Raw genomic sequence first — 16,787 nt, 5'->3', positions numbered from 1 at the left:
CGAAAGGGTGCTGGAACCTGACAAGTATGACAGCGTGACGTTGTCGGAGAAAGAATGGAACTGCGCTGGCAGGATGCCTACCAACAATTCAGCGCCGCGGAAGACGAGCAGCAGCTCTTCCAGCGGATTGCTGCCTATTCCAAGCGGTTGGGGTTCGAATACTGCTGTTACGGCATTCGCGTACCGCTGCCCGTTTCGAAGCCGGCGGTCGCCATCTTCAATACCTATCCGGACGGCTGGATGGCGCACTACCAGGCGCGGAACTATATCGAGATCGATTCGACGGTTCGCGACGGCGCACTCAGCACCAACATGATCGTCTGGCCGGACGTCGACAACATCGACCCGTGCCCGCTGTGGCAGGACGCGCGCGATTTCGGGCTGTCGGTGGGCGTCGCGCAGTCGAGCTGGGCGGCGCGCGGTGCGTTCGGTCTGCTGAGCATCGCCCGTCATGCCGACCGGCTGACGCCGGCCGAGATCAACATGCTGACGCTGCAGACCAACTGGCTCGCGAACCTGTCGCATTCGCTGATGAGCCGCTTCATGGTGCCGAAGCTGTCGCCCGCGGCGGGCGTCACGCTGACCGCGCGCGAGCGCGAGGTGCTGTGCTGGACGGCCGAGGGCAAGACCGCGTGCGAAATCGGCCAGATCCTCAGCATCTCGGAGCGGACTGTGAACTTCCACGTGAACAACATCCTCGAGAAGCTCGGCGCGACCAACAAGGTCCAGGCGGTTGTCAAGGCGATCTCGGCCGGGCTCATCGAAGCACCGTGACGTGACGTTGCGCGACGGCGCCGCCGGAGGCGGCTGCCGCCACGCGGCTCACTCCATCATCGGTTCCACTTCCTTCGCCGTCCAGCTCACGCTGGAAATGCTTTTCTCCATGCTCATCCGGCTCGCGATCTGCTCGAGTTTCTGCTGATCCTTCGGATGCAGCTTCAGCGTCGCGGTGACCTTCAGCCGGTCCGGCTGGTCGGGCACGTCTTCGCTCGTGAGGCTCTGGAACGACAGCGGCTTCGCATACATCGCGTTCGACAGCAGCGTGCGGATGTGGACTTCGTCGGCAGCGAGGCAGATCACGGTAATCTGGTATTCGCGCACGAGGTCGGCGTTCGAGACGGGCGTCGCGTTGATCGCCTGGCTGACGCCGCGCAACACCGTATTGGTGAGCAGCACGACGCCCGTGCCGGCAAGCGCGGGCACGTAGTGGCCGGAGCCGGCCAGCACGCCGACGGCGGCCGAGCACCACAGCGTCGCGGCCGTGTTGATGCCCTGGATCGAGCCCTTGTCGCGCATGATCACGCCGCCGCCGAGAAAGCCGACGCCGGACACGACGTAGGCGGCGATCTGCGTGACGCCCGCCACGCCGTTGCCGGTCAGCACGCCCAGCGTGACGAACAGGCATGCGCCGCTCGCGACGAGCGTGATGGTGCGCAGGCCGGCCGTGCGCTGGCGCATCTGGCGCTCGAGGCCGATGGCGACGCCGCAGGCGAACGCGGTGAAAAGACGGAGTGCGAAATCGAAAGTCATGGTTGTCCTGCCGTGCAAGAAGCGCGTGCCGGCTCGCGTCGCCGCGGCGCAAGGCCGAAGGCGACGCGGCGTCAGCCGTCATCGCGCGGTACTGTACCGCGCGAATGCGTCATTCAAATGTGAAACGGATGGCGTGCGGCTCGCGGAACGCGAGCCGGGGCAGGAGAACTGCGGCGGACAGGCGTTCAGGCGGCAAGCGGCGCACGCAACGGAGTGCTGCAACTGTCCACGATGGTTCCTGAAGGAAGAATGGGCGGCATTCTAGTAGGCGGCGCGCGGCCGCGTCAACCGCCTGGGCGGTGCTACTGCGCCGAGCCGATCGTGCCCGTCGCGAGCGCGAGCGCGGCGGCGGCCGACAAGGCGCCGGCATAGCTGTCGACTTCCGCGTTGCGCGCGGCGAGCAACTGGCTTTGCGCGATCGTCGCGTCGGTGACCGAGCCGACGCCGTTCCGGTACGCGGTCAGCGCCGCATCGTAGCTCGTTTGCGCGGCATCGACGAGCGCCTTCGCGGCGTCGTGCGACGCGAGGCTCGTCTGCACCGCGTTCTGCGCGGCGACGATCTGGCGCACCGCTTCCTCCTTGGTCCGCGTGAGGCGCGCGGATGCGCTTTCCGCGTCGTTGCGCGCCTGCATCAGCACGGCCGAGCGCAGGCCGCCGTCGTACAGCGGGATCGTCACGCCGAGGAACACGCCGCCGCCGTAGCGGCTGCCGTTCAGGTTGACGGTCGGCGCCTGGTCGCCGATCGCGGGCAGCGCGGAGATGGACGTGCCGCCGCTCGCATACGACGTCGACGCGGACAGGAAGATCTTCGGCATGAACGCGGCTTGCGCCGCCTTGATCTTCGCGCGATTGGCCTTTTCGAGCGCGAACGCACCCTGCAGGTCGGGACGGCGCGCGATCGCGTCCGACACGATCGCGTCGACGGACGAACCGAGCGCAGGCGGCAGCGGCCGCTTCGGCAGCGCGGCGATCGTCGGCTTCGACAGCGGCGAGATGCCGAGCGCGGAGACGAGCGCGAGGTAACCGTCGCTCTCGGCGCCGTTGGCCTGCACGAGCGCGAGGTTCGCCTGCGCGCGGTTCTGCGTCGCCTGCGCGAGCTCCACGACCGTGCCGACGCCGTGCTTGAGCCGTGCACGGGACGCCGCGAGAATCGCATCCGCGTTCGCGAGGCCCTGTTGCGCGCTCAGGGCCCGCGAGCGAGCGGCTTCGTAGCGGTAGTACGAGACCGTCACGTCGTGGATCACCTGCTGGTGCACGGCCGTGAACGCGACGTTCGATGCGATCGACGCCTGTTCGGCCGCTTCGACACGTGCCGCGCGGCCGCCGAAATCGAACAGCAGCCATTGCAGCGACAGCGCCGAAATCGTTCCGTGCACGCTGGTGTTGCTCGACGAATCGCCTAGGATCGTCGACGTCGAGCCGTGGTTCGCCTGATATGCGCCCATCGCCGTCGCCGACAGGCGCGGGAGATAGGCGGACTTGGCGAGGCCCACCGCGAGCGCCGCGTTGCGCGCGTCGTTCCATGCGATGCGGGTCAGCGGATTGGCCGATTCGGCGAGATCGATCAGTTCCGGCAGCGTGTACGCATGCGCGGCATCGAGCGCGGCCGGCGGCGGCACCGACGCGAGCGCCGGCGACGCGGGCAGCATGTAGTCGTGCGCACCTTGCACGGCGGCGTGTGGCGGCGCCGCCACGATGTCGCCCGCGGCCGACGTTTGCGGCTGCCACGGGCGGTCGGACGCCTCCGGCGCCAGATCGATCGACGACGTCGCGCAGCCGGCCAGCGCGACGGCGGTCGCGAGCGCGGCGGCGGCGATCGGGGCGGCCGGCGGTTCAGGTACGCGCATGAGGGGCAGGCTCCTTCGGTGTGGCTTGACGGGCGGCGTCGGCGATGTGCGCGAGCCGCGTGTCGATCAGGTTCAGCAGCGCGTCGCGCGCGGGGTCGGTATGGGCTGTGCTCGATGGCGCCGCCGGGGCATTCGCGCGGGGCGCGGTTTCGTCATCGCCCGGCGCGGTCACGCGCGCGAGTTGCTCGCCGATCGCCGCGTCGCCGGGTTTGCGTTCGGCGAGCAGGAACAGCGGGCCTTCGAGCGCACCGAGTTCCGCGAGCGCGCGTCGCCGGGTGGCGAGCCACGCCGCGGCCGGCCGCACCCACGACGGCTCGTAATGGATCAGGCCGAGCTCCTGCGAGATCGCGCCGTGCCGGGCGAACGCTTCGGCGGCCAGCGCGCGCCGTTCGGCCGGCTGCGCGATCTGTGCGATGCGTCGCCACTGGTCGAGCAGCGCGGCGAACGCGGAGTCGATCTGCTTGCCGATGCTGACGGGCCAGATGCGCGTGAACACGAGATACACGACGACGTTGCCGAGCAGGATGCCGATCGTGCGATCGCGCGCGAGCGTCAGGTCGAAGCCGGGGCCGGCGCCCTGGATCACGCACAGGAAGAACGCGAACGCGACCTGGAAACCCGCGTACGCGATGCGCGGCGAGCCGAATGCGACCCACGCGGACAGCCACGCGCCGGCGAAGACGAGCGCCATCAGTTCGCCGATCGACGACAGCGACGGGACGACGAACACGAGCGCGGCGGTGCCGATCAGCGCGCCGACGATGCAGCCGGCGATGCGCAGCGTGAGCTTCTCGACCGTTTCCGCGGTCGAGCCGAGCGACACCATGTAGCAGGTGATGAAGCAGGTATGGATGCCCGACCAGTCGAGTTGCGAGTACAGCAGGTAGCAGAACATTGCCGCTGCCGTCGTTTTCAGCGCATAGCGGACGTGGTCGGGATTGGTGCGCGCGTCGGGCAGGAAGAAGCCGCCGCGCGGGGCGGGTGGTGCGGCGGGTTCCGCCGGTTTGTCGGCGGCGGTATCGGTTGATGGGGCCGATACCGCCGGTGCGTCGGTTGCGGGCGGCTGCGCGAACTGCGTGATCGCGATGTGCAGGTCCGCCGCGACGACGCGTGCGAGCGGCGGCAGTGCACCGGGCGCCGGCAGCGCGAGCGTCACGTCGACCGGATAGCCGCCCTGTTCGAGGATCGCGGCCATCTCGTCGAGCGTCGCCGCGATCGGCGTGGCGAATGCGTCGGGCAGCCGCGCCGCCGGTTCGCGATCCGCAAGCGCGACCGCGACGAGCAGCGCGGTGCTCGACGCGACGGCCTGCCGCAACGCGACGACATCGGCACCGGGCGACGAACCTTCGAATTTCGACAGCTTCAGCCACGTGAGCAACTGCTTGTCGCCTTCGCGCAGGCTGGCATCGAACGCGTCGCGCGCGCTGTCGTCGCCGCGCAGCCGCCGCGCGGCGAGCCGCAGCCGCTTCGCGAGCTGCGCGTGCGCAAGCTTGCGCGGCGACGGTGCGATCAGCAGGTTGACGACGATCGCGACGCCGACGGGGATCGCGACCATCAGCCACGCATAGAGCAGCGCGCGCGTCGCGGCTTCGCCGACCGGCGCCAGGCCCAGCTCGTCGAGTCCGAAGCCGACGATCATCGCGAGAATCGCGCCGACCGGGCGCAGCTTGCTGGCGGACGTCAGGTAGAGCAGGCCGACCGACAGCACGGCCATGCACGCGACGCGCAGCACCGAATACTCGATGCTGAAGATCGCGACGCCGATCACGAGCGCGATCACGAGCGTGACGAGCAACAGCATCGCGACCGCGAGCACGGCGCTCGTCACGCGATCGGCGCGGTTCAGGAAGAACACGACATACGCGGAAATCGCGGCTTCGGGTGTGCCGTATCCGCTCGTCACGAGCACGACGAGCGCACAGATCAGCGCGACGCGCACGGCCATGGCCGCGCGCCCCGGAAACGGCGCGAGCAGCCGCAGGACTTCGCGCGGGCCCGGCGAGCGGACGTCAGCGGCAGGCTGAGCCATGCCGGACCTCGACGATCGCGCTCGCGCCGACGCGCACGAGCTTGCCGTCGGGTTCGTCGAGCTTCACGCGCACGGGGAAGCGCTGCGCGACGTGCACCCAGTTCACCGAGCGCTGCACGATCGGCAGCGAGCGCGGCAGGTTGATGCGCTCGCTGTCCGCGATGCCCGCGCCGATGCCGACGACCTTGCCCGTCATCGGGCGGTCGCGGTCGATCATCGAATAGACGGTCGCGCAGTCGCCCACCGCGATGCGATTGAGCGACGTTTCGCGGAAATTGCCGACCGCGAACCATTCGCTCGCGTCGATCAGCGTGAAGATCGACTGGTTCGGCGCAAGCGTTTCGCCGGGGAGCACGCTCAGGCCCGTCACGAGCCCGTCGTGCGGCGCGCGCACGACCGTATCGTCGAGCGCATGCTGCGCGCGGGCCAGCGCCGCTTCGCGCGCGTGCAGCGTCGCGATCGCGTCGGCGTCGTCGCCGATCGTCTGCGCGGACGCGCGCTGCTGTTCCCGCGCCTGTGCGAGCGAGACGGACGCGTCGCGCTGGCGCACCTTCGCCTGGTCGAACTGCTGCACGCTGACGTAGCCCTGCGCGGCGAGCGGCGCGAGCCGGTTCACGTCGCGCGTCGCGAGATCGTAGTTCTGCGTCGCGCGCTTGACCTGCTCGGCGGCGACGGACGCGTTCGAACGCTCGCCGATCAGCGAACGGCGGCGTGTGTCGAGCGACGCGCGCGCGAGTTCGAGATCGGCCTGCGCCTGCGCGACGGTCAGCCGGTACGGGACGGGATCGATCACGTACAGCAGGTCGCCTTTCGCGACGCGCTGGTTTTCATGCACCGCGAGCTGCACGATGCGGCCGCCGACCGGCGACGCGACGTGCACGACGTCCGCGTCGATCGACGCGTCGTCGGTGGACGGGTAGGCCGTCGTGCGGTGGTACGCGTACGCGAGCGCCGCGATGCCGAGCGCGACGATCGCGAGCGCGATGACGCGGCCTTTGACGGAGGGGCGGGCGATGCCGGCGGCCTTCATGCGAACGGTCCCGTGCCGGTGAGCCAGACGAGCACGGCGACCACGAGCCCGATCGCGGTGCAGACGGCGAGTTGGTAGGGCACCGTCGCGGCCCAGCCGGTCGCGACGAACACGCGGTGTGCGACGATCGCGCCGACGATGCCGACGATCGCGCTGACGAGCCACAACGGGAAGTACGCGCCGAACAGCACGTAGGACGGCGCGCCGCGCGATGCACAGCCCGCGAGCGGCAGGGCGGGCGCGAGGACGGCGGCGATACGCAGCGGCGCGCGCGGCGTTGTTTTTCTCATGGTGTGACGAGCTCGACGTTGGGGGTGGATGCCGGGCGCGGCGCAATGCGGATCGTCGCGACCGGCCGGGCCGCGACGACGATTTCAGGATACGGGGCCGATCATAAATCAGCGTAATGCGGATCGCCAGCGATCCGGCGCGCGTTCACGGCAGGGGTCGGGGCCGATCGTGGCCGCGCCATCGGTCATGCCGGACGGTCCGGCAGTGCGTGTCGGCAGCGATGATCGGACCGCCGCAATTCTGCCAGCACCCGCTCGCGCAGGGTTGCGAATGGACTGTCAAGGATCGTCAGACGAAATCGTGCAGCGGGGTTTGCCATGTCGACGCAGCGGCAATTGGCGCGCAAACCGCCGATTGCCGCTCGAACGCATGCGAATCAGTCCGGCTGGCCGCGTGCGTCCTCGACGAGCAGGCCGGCGAAATCGCGCGCGAAACGCGGAGGCGCATCGAGATCGGCGAGCAGATCTGCAGCCGGCGCTCGGCCCGGTCGTCTTCGAGCGCGACGAGGCGCGGCGCCATCGTCTTCGCATGACGGCGCGCGGTGCCTTCGGGCAGCACGCGACGTTTGCTTCGATCATTCGGCAGGCCGTCTCGAAGTTGCCGACCTGGATGCGCCTGCGCAGCGTGAGCAGCACTCCGCCGGCGACGATGCCGACGTCGATCAAGCCTGCCTGCGCAGCGCGCACGATGTCGGGGCTCACCCGTTCCTGCATGTCGATCGTCACGTGCGGATGATCGACGAGACAGCGGCGCCGCACCGCCGGCCGCGACCCGTCGTCGCGGCCGGGATCTGTGTACCATCGTGCGTAGGGTGCGACGCGCGGCACAGGGCATCACGGCCCGATGCGGCGCGCGTCGCGGAAGCGGTCGTGCAACGAAGGTGAGCGTTCCATGCGAAGTTTCTTTGTCCGGTTCATTGCGATCGGCGTGCTGTTCCATCTGTACGTCGGGATGCGGATCATTCCCGATGCGTTCGTGTCGCCGCTCGCGCGCACGATCGCGGCGCTCGTGCTGGCGAGTTTCGTCGTCTTGATTCCGGTCGGGATGTTCTCGCGCCGCTTCGACGAAGGGTGGGCAGCGACGCTGGTCGGCTGGGCGGGCGCGCTCGCGATGGGCTTCTTCTCGTCGCTGCTGGTGCTGACGTTCCTGCGCGACATCGTGCTGCTCGGCGTGCTCGCGTGGCGGCATCTCGGGCATGACGGCGCATGGAGCGGCGCGGCGCCCGACACGGCGCTCGGCGTGCTGGCGGCCGCGGTGCTCGTGACGGCGATCGGGTTCGTCGGCGCGCGCCGCACGGCGGCGGTCAAGCGCGTGTCGATTCCGGTCGCCGGCCTGCCGGCCGCGCTCGACGGGCTGACGATCGTGCAACTGTCCGACATCCACGTCGGCCCGACGATCAAGCGGCCCTACATCGAACGGATCGTGCGCGCGGTCAATGCGCTCGACGCCGACCTGGTGGTCGTGACGGGCGACGTGGTGGACGGTTCGGTCAAGCGCCTGCGCGAACATACGGCGCCGCTCGGTCAAATGCGCTCGCGGCACGGCACCTTCCTCGTGACGGGCAACCACGAGTACTACGCGGGTGCGCATGCGTGGATCGACGAATTTCGTCGCATCGGGCTGACGGTGCTGCTGAACGAGCACGTGTTGATCGAGCGCGGCGGCGCGCGGGCGGTGCTCGCGGGCGTGACCGACTTCACGGCCGGCGGCTTCGATCCCGCCCATCGCAGCGATCCGGAGCGGGCGTTGGCCGGTGCGCCGCCCGACGTCGGCACGAAGATCCTGCTCGCGCACCAGCCGCGCAGCGCGGAAGCGGCGAACCGCGCGGGCTTTACCGTGCAGTTGTCGGGGCACACGCATGGCGGCCAGTTCCTGCCGTGGCCGCCGTTCGTGCGTCTGCAGCAGCCGGTGATCGGCGGGCTGAACCGCATCGGCGACATGTGGCTGTATACGAGCCGCGGCACTGGGTACTGGGGGCCGCCGAACCGCTTCGGCGTGCCGTCCGAGATCACGCTGATTCGGCTGACACGCGGGTAGCCGGTGGCCGAGGACGGCCGTTACGCGACGCGAACGCGCATCGCGCGCCCCCCGGTTTCCTTTCGTCGGGAATGACAGCGCATGGCGGCGTGCGGCGCCGTTGGCTAGTATGCAGACATGCGTTCGCTCCGTTCCTTGCCCGGTCCTGCCGACATGTCGACGCCCGATCTCTTCGCTGATACGCCCGTGCCCGACGTGGACTGGTACCCGGACTGGCTGGCGCCGCCCGACGCCGATCGCGCGCTGGCCGCGCTGATCGACGAGGTCGCGTGGCGGCAGGACACGATCCGTACGCCGCGCGGACGCATTCCGTTGCCGAGGCTCACCGCGTGGCAGGGCGAACCGGATGCCGTGTACGTGTACTCCGGAATCCGCAACGTGCCGGAGCCGTGGACGCCGGCCGTGCTCGCCCTCAAGCGTGCGGTCGAGGCGACGTGCGGCGTGCGTTTCAACAGCGTGCTGCTCAATCGCTATCGCAACGGGCTGGACAGCCTCGGCTGGCATGCGGACAACGAACCCGAACTCGGCGATGCGCCGGTGATCGCGTCGGTGAGCCTCGGCGCGATGCGGGTGTTCGATCTTCGCCATCGCGCGACCGGCGTCACGCATGCATACCGCCTCGTGCATGGCAGCCTGCTCGTGATGCGCGGACGCACGCAGGCCGAATGGCAGCACCGCGTGCCGAAGGCGCCCAGCGTACAGGGCGAACGCGTCAACCTGACCTTCCGGCGCGTGTCGATGGCGGCCGAATAGGTCGCACCCCGTTTCCGTGATTCGCGAAAGGCCAATGCAAGCCATCGCGCGTGCGGCACGTTGCCGCACGAACGCGATGGCGGGCCGGCCGACGTGTCGCTCAGCCCCGTCCCGCAAGGCTTTGAGTCAGATTCGATCGAACGGGCGGTTCCGATAGATGAGTGAAACCTCTGATGGTGCGTCGCAACAATCGCTGATTAGACTGTGGAATGGCAGAAGCGCGTCGGCACACCGGCGCGCCCCCTTTTCGACATGCCTCCGTGCGTTGCCGATGCAGCGCGCAACGGGGCAGGAGCACAACGCGTGACCGTATTCGACCCTTCCTTCGAACCCTCGCTGCACGTCTTCGAGCAAGACGGCGGATGGCAATGGGCGCTGACGGTGAAGCGGGCGACCGGCGTCGGCGTGAAAGTCGTGGCGTTCAGCCGCGAAGGCTTTCGCGGCGAAGCCGAGGCATACGCCGCTGGCCAGCTTGCCCGCGCCGAATATGACGCCGCCGTGACGGCCTGACGTCGTCGCGGCGATCCGGCGCGGGGATCGCCTTCCTCTGTGCCGTCCGTTGCCGGACGGCGCTTTTCCGACTGCTTCCGTTTTTTCTCCAGGCGCGAAATGCGACCGTTTGCCGGCATTCGCTGTGCCAAATGGTCCGTGCCGTTCGACACAGGCATGCCTATGCCGCCTTCGATGCGCGGGCATCGCGTCGACGATGCGACACGCGTGGCGAAAGTCTGCACGCAGGCTCATGATCTCCCGAGCAGGTGCGAACCACGTATCGCACGAGGGAGCGTGGAAAACGCCGATTCATATCGTAATAAGATATGAGGTTATTGCATCGGCGAGACAATGACGTCCCGCTTTCCTGAAAGGAGCTATCCGTGCAACTGACCCAGTTAGGCGGGCATGTCGCCCAATCCGGCATCGCCGAACGGCAAAAACACGCGCAGGCGCTGATGTTCGGGATGGCGAACATCGACGAGTACATGTCCGGCGGCGTCTGCTACGACGCCGCGGCCTACGTGCGGTATCTGCTGCGCGCGGACGCGATGATCACGCCCGCGGCGCTGCTCGACACGATCGGCCAGTCGTGGAGGACGCGCTTCAACTTCGAGACCGGCACTCAATGGGACGGGCGCGCGAGCATTCCGGCGGGCACCGCGGTCGGCTTCGCTCGCGGCGCGAATGTCTTTCACGCGGCGATTGCCGTCGGCGGCACCCGGATCCGCGGGATCAACGGCGGCCTGCTGGGCGCCGGCTGGCTGCATCCGGTCGATCTGGCACGCGTGCTGCAGCCGGATCCGGCCGGCGGTTTTGCGTACGACCGCACGACCATTCGTGTTTATCTGTCGCGCCTGTAGGCGGTCCGACGTCAAGTTCCGTGCTGCTGGCCGTCGTCCGGCCGCGTGCCGTGGGCGGGCGCCGTGCGGTCAGCGCGCTGGCGTCCGGCGATTTCTGCATGGCGTCGCGCGGTCCAACGCTGCTATCCTCTCGACCTTGAATGACGCGTCATGGTGGCGTGGACGCGCATGCTGCGTCGCGGCGCCGCGCGCCGGTGCGAGCCCACGCGCGCACTGAGGTAGCATGACTGAATATCCACGACGATCGATGACCTGTTTCGTGACCGATTTCCTTCCGTCCATGTCCACATGGTCAAGACAACGATGAGCGGTGCACCCGATCCGGCGGCGCCCGGCGACGAAGAATCGTCGGGCGGCGCTTCGTCCTATCTGGTGCCGGGGCTCGAACGCGGGTTGCGGATCCTCGCCGAATTCTCCGCGCGCGAACCCGTGCTCGGTGCGCCGGAACTGTCGAAGCGCATCGGCATTCCGCGCACCACGACGTTCCGCCTGCTGCAGACGCTCGAGGCGCTTGGTTTTCTCGAACGCGTGAACGGCGATCGCTATTTCCGGCTCGGCGTCGGCGTGCTGCGGCTCGGCTTCGAATACCTGAATTCGCTCGAACTGACCGATCTCGGCACGCCCGTGCTCGAACGGCTGCGCGATTCGACCGGCCTGTCGACGCACCTGCTGATCCGCGACCAGCGCGACGTGGTGTTCGTCGCGAAGGCGCAGAGCAATGCGTCGATGTTCGGTTCGGTGAAGGTGCACGTCGGCACGCGCCTGCCCGCGCATGCAACCGTGCACGGCCACGTGCTGATGGGGGACCTGACGCGCGATGCGATGCGGCAGCTCTATCCGGAGAAGAAACTCGAACAGTTCACCGAGCGCACGCCCGGCACCGTCGACGAACTGTACGAACGCGTGCGTCATTACGCTCGGCTCGGCTATGCGGTCAGCGAGGCGGCGTTCGAGAGCGGCATTTCGGCCGTGACCGCACCCGTGCGCGATCATTCGGGCTCGATCGTCGCGGCGATCACCGCGACGGTGCCGCGCTCGGAGATCGGCGAGGCCGGCGAGAAGGAGCGGCTCGTCGAGGCCGTGTGCGGTGCGGCGGTCGACCTGTCGCAACGGCTGAACTATCGTCCGCTCGAAAGCGACCCGACGTTCGCGCATGCGCGCCACAAGGTCGCGATGTTCTGACGCTCGCGTATCGATCCGGCCGCCGCGCGCGGCATTGCAGACGACAAGAGCGGCCCGCGGGCCGCTCTTGTCGTTTTCGGGCGCCGAAGCCCGGTGCCCGAACGCGTTCAGAACGAATGATGAATCCCGGTCAGCACGATCACCTGGTTCGCGGTGCTCGACACGCCGGCCGTGAAGAACGCGGCCTTCGCGCCGCCGGAAGCGTGTTCATAAAGCACGTTCGCATACAACTGCGTGCGCTTGGACAGCGCGTAGATGTCGCCGAGTTCGACCTGCGTCCAGCGGCGGCCGGCCAGCGTCGTGGTTGCCGCGCCGCCCGCGATCGTGTTGAACGCGCTGCTGCGGTAGTTCACGCCCGCGTCGTAGCTCTGGAACGTGTCGGAAAACCCGTTCGACTGCATCTTCACGCGCGTGTAGAGGCCGTGCACGAGAAAGTCGCCGATCTGGTAGGACGCGCCCGCGCCGATGTTCTCGACCTTGCTGGCGAGATAACCGTTCGCGGTGTTCTGCCCCTGGAACGACGTGATGCCCGTCTGGCCGATCAGGAGCGAGCGATCGTGCTCGTTCGAGTAGACGGCCGACGCCTTGAACGGCCCGTTCGCATAGTTCAGCGCGACGCCGACCGATTTGCCGGTCGAGAAGTTCGTCGTGTTGCCGAGCGCGAGCGTCGCCGCGGCCGAAAAGCCCGCGAAGGTCGGTGAACGATATTTGATCGAATTGTTGTACGGCACGTTGCCGGTCGCGGCGAGCCCGTCGATGTTGCCCGGATGGAACGCGTACCAGCTCATCGCGAGGTACGCGGTGCTGAGCGGGTCGAGATAGTCGAACGCCAGCGGCGTCTGGCGGCCGAGCGTCAGCGTGCCGTAGCGCTCGGCGCCGAGGCCGACGAACGCCGCGCGATTCCAGATCGTGTTCGCGGTCGCGAACTGGCCGTTGTTCGTATAGAAGCCGTTTTCCAGCTGGAAGATCGCCGACAGCCCGCCGCCGAGATCTTCCTTGCCTTTCAGGCCCCACCGGTCGGGCTGCGTATTGCCCTGGATCATCGCCCACTTCGCGTGGCCGCCGACGTTGTTCACGTACGCGACACCCGCGTCCATGCTGCCGTACAGCACCACGCTGCTCTGCGCCCACGCGCCCGACGCGGCACCCATTCCGATGACTGCCGCTGCTACCGCATGCTTGACCATTTGATCTCCTGACTCTCCAACCTGATGAAAACGTGTTGCGACGGCCTGCGCGGGGACGGCCGGCCGTCGCGCGGGTGCATATCGTCGAGCGGGCATTTGTATGTTCCATATAAGGAACATCGTGCCTCTGATGGAATGGAGTATAGGGGCGCGGAGCGTTCGATCAAAAATAAATTTTTCGGGACGGATGGGCGCCGTGCCGACGCACGCTCATACGGCGCGATGCGTGGGAAAAGCCGATAAATCCACGTCACATAACAAAAAATTACATTCGCTCAGGCAGGCGAAAGCGTTCGTCGACCTCCCGGTCGGTGTTTTCCCTAGGACACGCAGCTTTTTGTTCTACTCGCGGAAAGTCGCTCCTATAATCACCATCCATAAACTGATGTTCCTGATATGGAACAAAACGGAACAAACCGAGAGTCGATCAGAAGGAAGGGTGCGAGATGTCTGAGCAATGGATTTGTGCCGGTCACGCCGGCGCGCTGTCGGAAGACACGCCGATCGAGTTCAAGCGGACCGACGGCGTGGAAATCGGGATCTACCGCGTCGGCGACGACGTGTATGCGCTCGAGAACGTATGCCCGCATGCGTATGCGCTGCTGACGCAGGGGTTCGTCGACGAAGGCACGGTCGAATGCCCGCTGCACGAGGCCGTGTTCGACATCAAGACGGGCGAATGCCTGAAGGGCCCCGGCGGGCGCGCGCTGAAGCAGTACGCGGTGCGCCTCGCCGGCGAGGAAATCCAGATCAAGGTGGACTGAACATGAAAGAAGCGACCGTCAACTTCAATCCCTTCCTGAAGCCATGGGTGGCGCCGCAGCCGAACAACGTCGCGGGCAAGGGGCAGATCGAGATCCCCGGCCAGGTCGAGAACCTGGTCTGGCAGAACCGCAAGGCGGAACCCACCCAGTACGAGAACGACCTCGGCGATGCGCTCGAACGCGTGTTCGAGAGCGGCGCGACCGAACTGGACGATGTCGTCGCCGGGCTGAACCGCATCGGCTTTCGCGCGCCGGACGGCACCGCATGGACCGTGGAGCGTTTCCGCGCCGAAATGGCCTCGCTGGCGGAATGAGCGCACCGACCGCGCCGCGCGCCTGAGCGCCGACCCGACAACCGCATCCGGAGCACACTGATGACGTCCCCCGACCAACACGAAACCCAACACGACCCGGTCCGCGACTACCTCGATCGCGGCATCAAGAACTACTGGTATCCCGTCGCGCCGAGCTGGCAGGTGTCGAACGCGCCCGTCGGCGTCACGCGCCTGTCCGAGCAGATCGTGCTGTGGCGCGATCACGACGGCAAGGTCCATGCGCTGGAAGATCGCTGCCCGCACCGCGGCGCGCGCCTGTCGCTCGGCTGGAACCTTGGCGGCAACATCGCGTGCTGGTATCACGGCATCGAAGTCGACGGCGGCGGTACGGTCAACCGTGTGCCGGCGGTATCGAACTGTCCGCTCGAAGGCACGAAGTGCGTGAAGTCGTATCCGGTCGAGGAGAAGGCCGGCGCGATCTTCCTGTGGTTCGGCGACGAAGCGCACGGCGAGCCGGCGCCGCTGAATCTGCCGGAAGAACTGGTCGCCGACGAGTACGGCCACTTTCTGTGCGTATCGAACTGGAAGTGCAATTACCAGTACGCGATCGACAACGTGATGGACCCGATGCACGGCGCGTATCTGCATGCGACGTCGCACTCGATGGCCGAAGGCGACAAGCAGGCCGACATGCGCGTGCGCAAGACGGAAACGGGCCTGATGTTCGAGAAGATCGGCCAGCGCGACGTGAACTTCGACTGGGTGGAACTCGGCGAAACGGGCTGCCTGTGGATGCGTCTCGCGATTCCGTACAAGCAGAAATTCGGCCCGGGCGGCAACTTCGGGATCATCGGCTTCGCGACGCCGGTCGACGGCGACCACTGCCAGGTCTATTTCTGGCGTACCCGCAAGGTCAGCGGCTGGCAGCGCGACGTGTGGCGCTTCATGTACCGCAACCGCCTCGAAGGCCTGCACTGGGACGTGCTCGAGCAGGACCGCTACGTCCTCGAAAGCCTCGCGCCGCATGCGCGCGATCACGAATACCTGTACCAGCACGACGTCGGCATCACACGTGTGCGCCGGATGCTGCGCCAGCGTGCGCAGGAACACCTGTCCGCGCTCGACGCGCATCGTGCGGCGCATGCCGCCTCGGAGCACGCGAATGGCTGAGTTCGCTTCGGTCGTGGCATTGCCCGGTCGCCGCGTGCTCGTCACGGGCGGCGCGCGCGGTCTCGGCGCGGCGTTCGTGAAGGCGCTGGTCGAAGCGGGTGCACAGGTCGCGTTCGGCGACGTGCTCGCGGAAGAGGGCCGCGCGCTCGCCGCGCAGCTCACGCAAGCCGGCCACGCCGCGCATTTCTTCGCACTCGACCTTGCCGATCCGGCCAGCATCGACGCTTTCGTCGCGCAGGGCGCGGCGGCGCTCGGCGGCATCGACGCGCTGATCAACAACGCGGCGATCACGAACTCGGGCGGCAAGCTGTCGACGGAGCTCGACGTGGCGACCTGGGACGCCGTGATGAACGTGAACGTGCGCGGCGTGTGGCTCGTCAGCAATGCAGCGCTGCCGCACCTCGCTCAGTCGGGGCGCGGCGCGATCGTGAATCTTGCGTCGGATACCGCGTTGTGGGGCGCGCCGAAGCTGCTCGCGTACGTCGCGAGCAAGGGCGCGGTGATCGCGATGACGCATGCGCAGGCACGCGAGTTCGGCGCGCACGGCGTAACGGTCAACGCGATCGCGCCAGGGCTCACCGAAGTCGAGGCGACCGCCTACGTACCGGCCGAGCGCCATGCGTTCTACCTGCAGGGCCGTGCGCTGACGCGCGCGCAGGTGCCCGGCGACGTGACGGGCCCGGTGCTGTTCCTGCTGTCGGACGGCGCGCGCTTCGTCACGGGTCAACTGCTGCCGGTCAACGGCGGCTTCGTAATGAACTGAATTGAAGTTTTCACTCGGAATGAAGGAGAGGACGATGGCGGACGCCGATTTCGAACGCAAGTCGTGGGACCAGCCGGAAGGCACAAGCTTCAACGACTGGATGGAAGGGCGCGTCGCGCGCTACGCGACGCGGCGCTACGACTGGGACGCGCTGAAATTCCAGGCCGACTACGACCCGAAGTACCGCCGTGCGCAGATGCGCTACGTCGGCACGGGCGGCACGGGCGTCGCGAAGGACGTCAACACGGTGCCGGCCGGCAACTTCACGTTCTCGACGATGGTCATCCCGGCCGGCAACATCGGCCCGAGCCACATCCATATCGACGTCGAGGAAATCTTCTTCGTGCTGCGCGGCAAGATGAAGGTGATCTGCGAGCGCGACGGCGAGACCTGGGAAGCGGTCCTCGGCGAGCGCGACCTGATCTCGGTGCCGCCCGGCGTGTATCGCACGGAAATCAACATCGGCGAGGAAGATGCGCTGATGTGCGTGATGCTCGGTTCGCCGAAGCCGATCACGCCGACGTATCCGCCCGATTCGCCGCTCGCGAAGATCAAGCGCTGAGACGGGGCGGGT

18 protein-coding genes are annotated in these 16,787 nt (G+C 67.6%); 11 read left to right on the top strand and 7 right to left on the bottom strand.

The features are described from left to right. Positions 1–54: 54 nt before the first annotated feature. Positions 55–774, top strand: coding sequence for an autoinducer binding domain-containing protein (locus KPB06_RS29940; protein WP_059584867.1), 720 nt, complete (start codon positions 55–57; stop codon positions 772–774). A 48-nt stretch (positions 775–822) separates the two neighbouring features. Here the strand turns inward: KPB06_RS29940 and KPB06_RS29935 are convergent, their stop codons facing one another. The 6 genes from KPB06_RS29935 to KPB06_RS29910 form a co-directional block, all read right to left on the bottom strand. After that, positions 823–1,530, bottom strand: coding sequence for an MgtC/SapB family protein (locus KPB06_RS29935; protein ID WP_059639689.1), 708 nt, complete (start codon positions 1,528–1,530; stop codon positions 823–825). Between the two features lie 302 nt (positions 1,531–1,832). Continuing rightward, positions 1,833–3,377 carry a TolC family protein gene (locus tag KPB06_RS29930; protein WP_059584869.1) on the bottom strand — a complete coding sequence of 515 codons (1,545 nt, stop codon included), beginning with the start codon at positions 3,375–3,377 and terminating at the stop codon, positions 1,833–1,835. Beyond that, entirely contained in the window at positions 3,364–5,406 is a 2,043-nt protein-coding gene (locus KPB06_RS29925; RefSeq protein WP_059584870.1) for an FUSC family protein, read from the bottom strand. The genes KPB06_RS29930 and KPB06_RS29925 overlap by 14 nt, the downstream gene beginning before the upstream one ends. Next, positions 5,387–6,436 (bottom strand): multidrug transporter subunit MdtN, encoded by a 1,050-nt coding sequence (mdtN, locus tag KPB06_RS29920; RefSeq protein WP_275905768.1) that lies wholly within the window; start codon positions 6,434–6,436, stop codon positions 5,387–5,389. The genes KPB06_RS29925 and mdtN overlap by 20 nt, the downstream gene beginning before the upstream one ends. After that, positions 6,433–6,726 carry a hypothetical protein gene (locus tag KPB06_RS29915; RefSeq protein ID WP_059639685.1) on the bottom strand — a complete coding sequence of 98 codons (294 nt, stop codon included), beginning with the start codon at positions 6,724–6,726 and terminating at the stop codon, positions 6,433–6,435. Before KPB06_RS29915 ends, mdtN begins: the two co-directional genes overlap by 4 nt. A gap of 279 nt (positions 6,727–7,005) precedes the next feature. Beyond that, the gene (locus KPB06_RS29910; RefSeq protein WP_275905769.1) at positions 7,006–7,452 is read right to left on the bottom strand and encodes a type 2 periplasmic-binding domain-containing protein; all 447 of its coding nucleotides are present in this window, start codon (positions 7,450–7,452) and stop codon (positions 7,006–7,008) included. A gap of 166 nt (positions 7,453–7,618) precedes the next feature. Between KPB06_RS29910 and KPB06_RS29905 the strand changes: the two genes are divergently transcribed. From KPB06_RS29905 to KPB06_RS29885, 5 genes are all read left to right on the top strand, one after another. Next, positions 7,619–8,764, top strand: coding sequence for a metallophosphoesterase (locus KPB06_RS29905; RefSeq protein ID WP_059584874.1), 1,146 nt, complete (start codon positions 7,619–7,621; stop codon positions 8,762–8,764). A 153-nt stretch (positions 8,765–8,917) separates the two neighbouring features. After that, a complete protein-coding gene (locus KPB06_RS29900) occupies positions 8,918–9,517 on the top strand; it encodes an alpha-ketoglutarate-dependent dioxygenase AlkB family protein (protein WP_060310749.1) in 600 nt (199 codons plus the stop codon). A gap of 303 nt (positions 9,518–9,820) precedes the next feature. Further along, positions 9,821–10,027 (top strand): hypothetical protein, encoded by a 207-nt coding sequence (locus KPB06_RS29895; protein WP_059585120.1) that lies wholly within the window; start codon positions 9,821–9,823, stop codon positions 10,025–10,027. 365 nt (positions 10,028–10,392) lie between these two features. Next, entirely contained in the window at positions 10,393–10,872 is a 480-nt protein-coding gene (gene tecA, locus KPB06_RS29890; RefSeq protein WP_059584876.1) for a type 6 secretion system effector deamidase TecA, read from the top strand. 288 nt (positions 10,873–11,160) lie between these two features. Beyond that, entirely contained in the window at positions 11,161–12,054 is an 894-nt protein-coding gene (locus KPB06_RS29885) for an IclR family transcriptional regulator (RefSeq protein ID WP_059584877.1), read from the top strand. A gap of 107 nt (positions 12,055–12,161) precedes the next feature. Here KPB06_RS29885 and KPB06_RS29880 read toward each other — a convergent pair whose 3' ends face one another. Next, on the bottom strand, positions 12,162–13,241 hold the full coding sequence (locus tag KPB06_RS29880) for a porin (RefSeq protein ID WP_059639679.1): 1,080 nt from the start codon (positions 13,239–13,241) through the stop codon (positions 12,162–12,164). 446 nt (positions 13,242–13,687) lie between these two features. Here KPB06_RS29880 and KPB06_RS29875 point away from each other — a divergent pair, with 446 nt between their 5' ends. Genes KPB06_RS29875 through KPB06_RS29855 form a run of 5 tightly spaced genes read left to right on the top strand, consistent with a single transcriptional unit; the run spans position 13,688 to position 16,775 of the window. After that, positions 13,688–14,005 (top strand): non-heme iron oxygenase ferredoxin subunit, encoded by a 318-nt coding sequence (locus tag KPB06_RS29875; RefSeq protein ID WP_059584879.1) that lies wholly within the window; start codon positions 13,688–13,690, stop codon positions 14,003–14,005. 2 nt (positions 14,006–14,007) lie between these two features. After that, a complete protein-coding gene (locus tag KPB06_RS29870; protein WP_059584880.1) occupies positions 14,008–14,319 on the top strand; it encodes a recombinase-like helix-turn-helix domain-containing protein in 312 nt (103 codons plus the stop codon). Positions 14,320–14,379: 60 nt separating this feature from the next. Continuing rightward, the gene (locus tag KPB06_RS29865) at positions 14,380–15,450 is read left to right on the top strand and encodes an aromatic ring-hydroxylating dioxygenase subunit alpha (protein ID WP_059584881.1); all 1,071 of its coding nucleotides are present in this window, start codon (positions 14,380–14,382) and stop codon (positions 15,448–15,450) included. Beyond that, positions 15,443–16,213 carry an SDR family oxidoreductase gene (locus KPB06_RS29860; RefSeq protein ID WP_059584882.1) on the top strand — a complete coding sequence of 257 codons (771 nt, stop codon included), beginning with the start codon at positions 15,443–15,445 and terminating at the stop codon, positions 16,211–16,213. Before KPB06_RS29865 ends, KPB06_RS29860 begins: the two co-directional genes overlap by 8 nt. 34 nt (positions 16,214–16,247) lie before the next feature. Continuing rightward, a complete protein-coding gene (locus KPB06_RS29855) occupies positions 16,248–16,775 on the top strand; it encodes a cupin domain-containing protein (protein WP_059584883.1) in 528 nt (175 codons plus the stop codon). The last annotated feature ends 12 nt before the right edge of the window (positions 16,776–16,787 follow it).

It is taken from the genome of Burkholderia semiarida, assembly GCF_029268935.1.
Classification (GTDB): domain Bacteria; phylum Pseudomonadota; class Gammaproteobacteria; order Burkholderiales; family Burkholderiaceae; genus Burkholderia; species Burkholderia semiarida.
The sequence above is the reverse complement of the archived record's forward strand: the minus strand, read 5'-3'. Positions and strand labels throughout refer to the sequence as shown.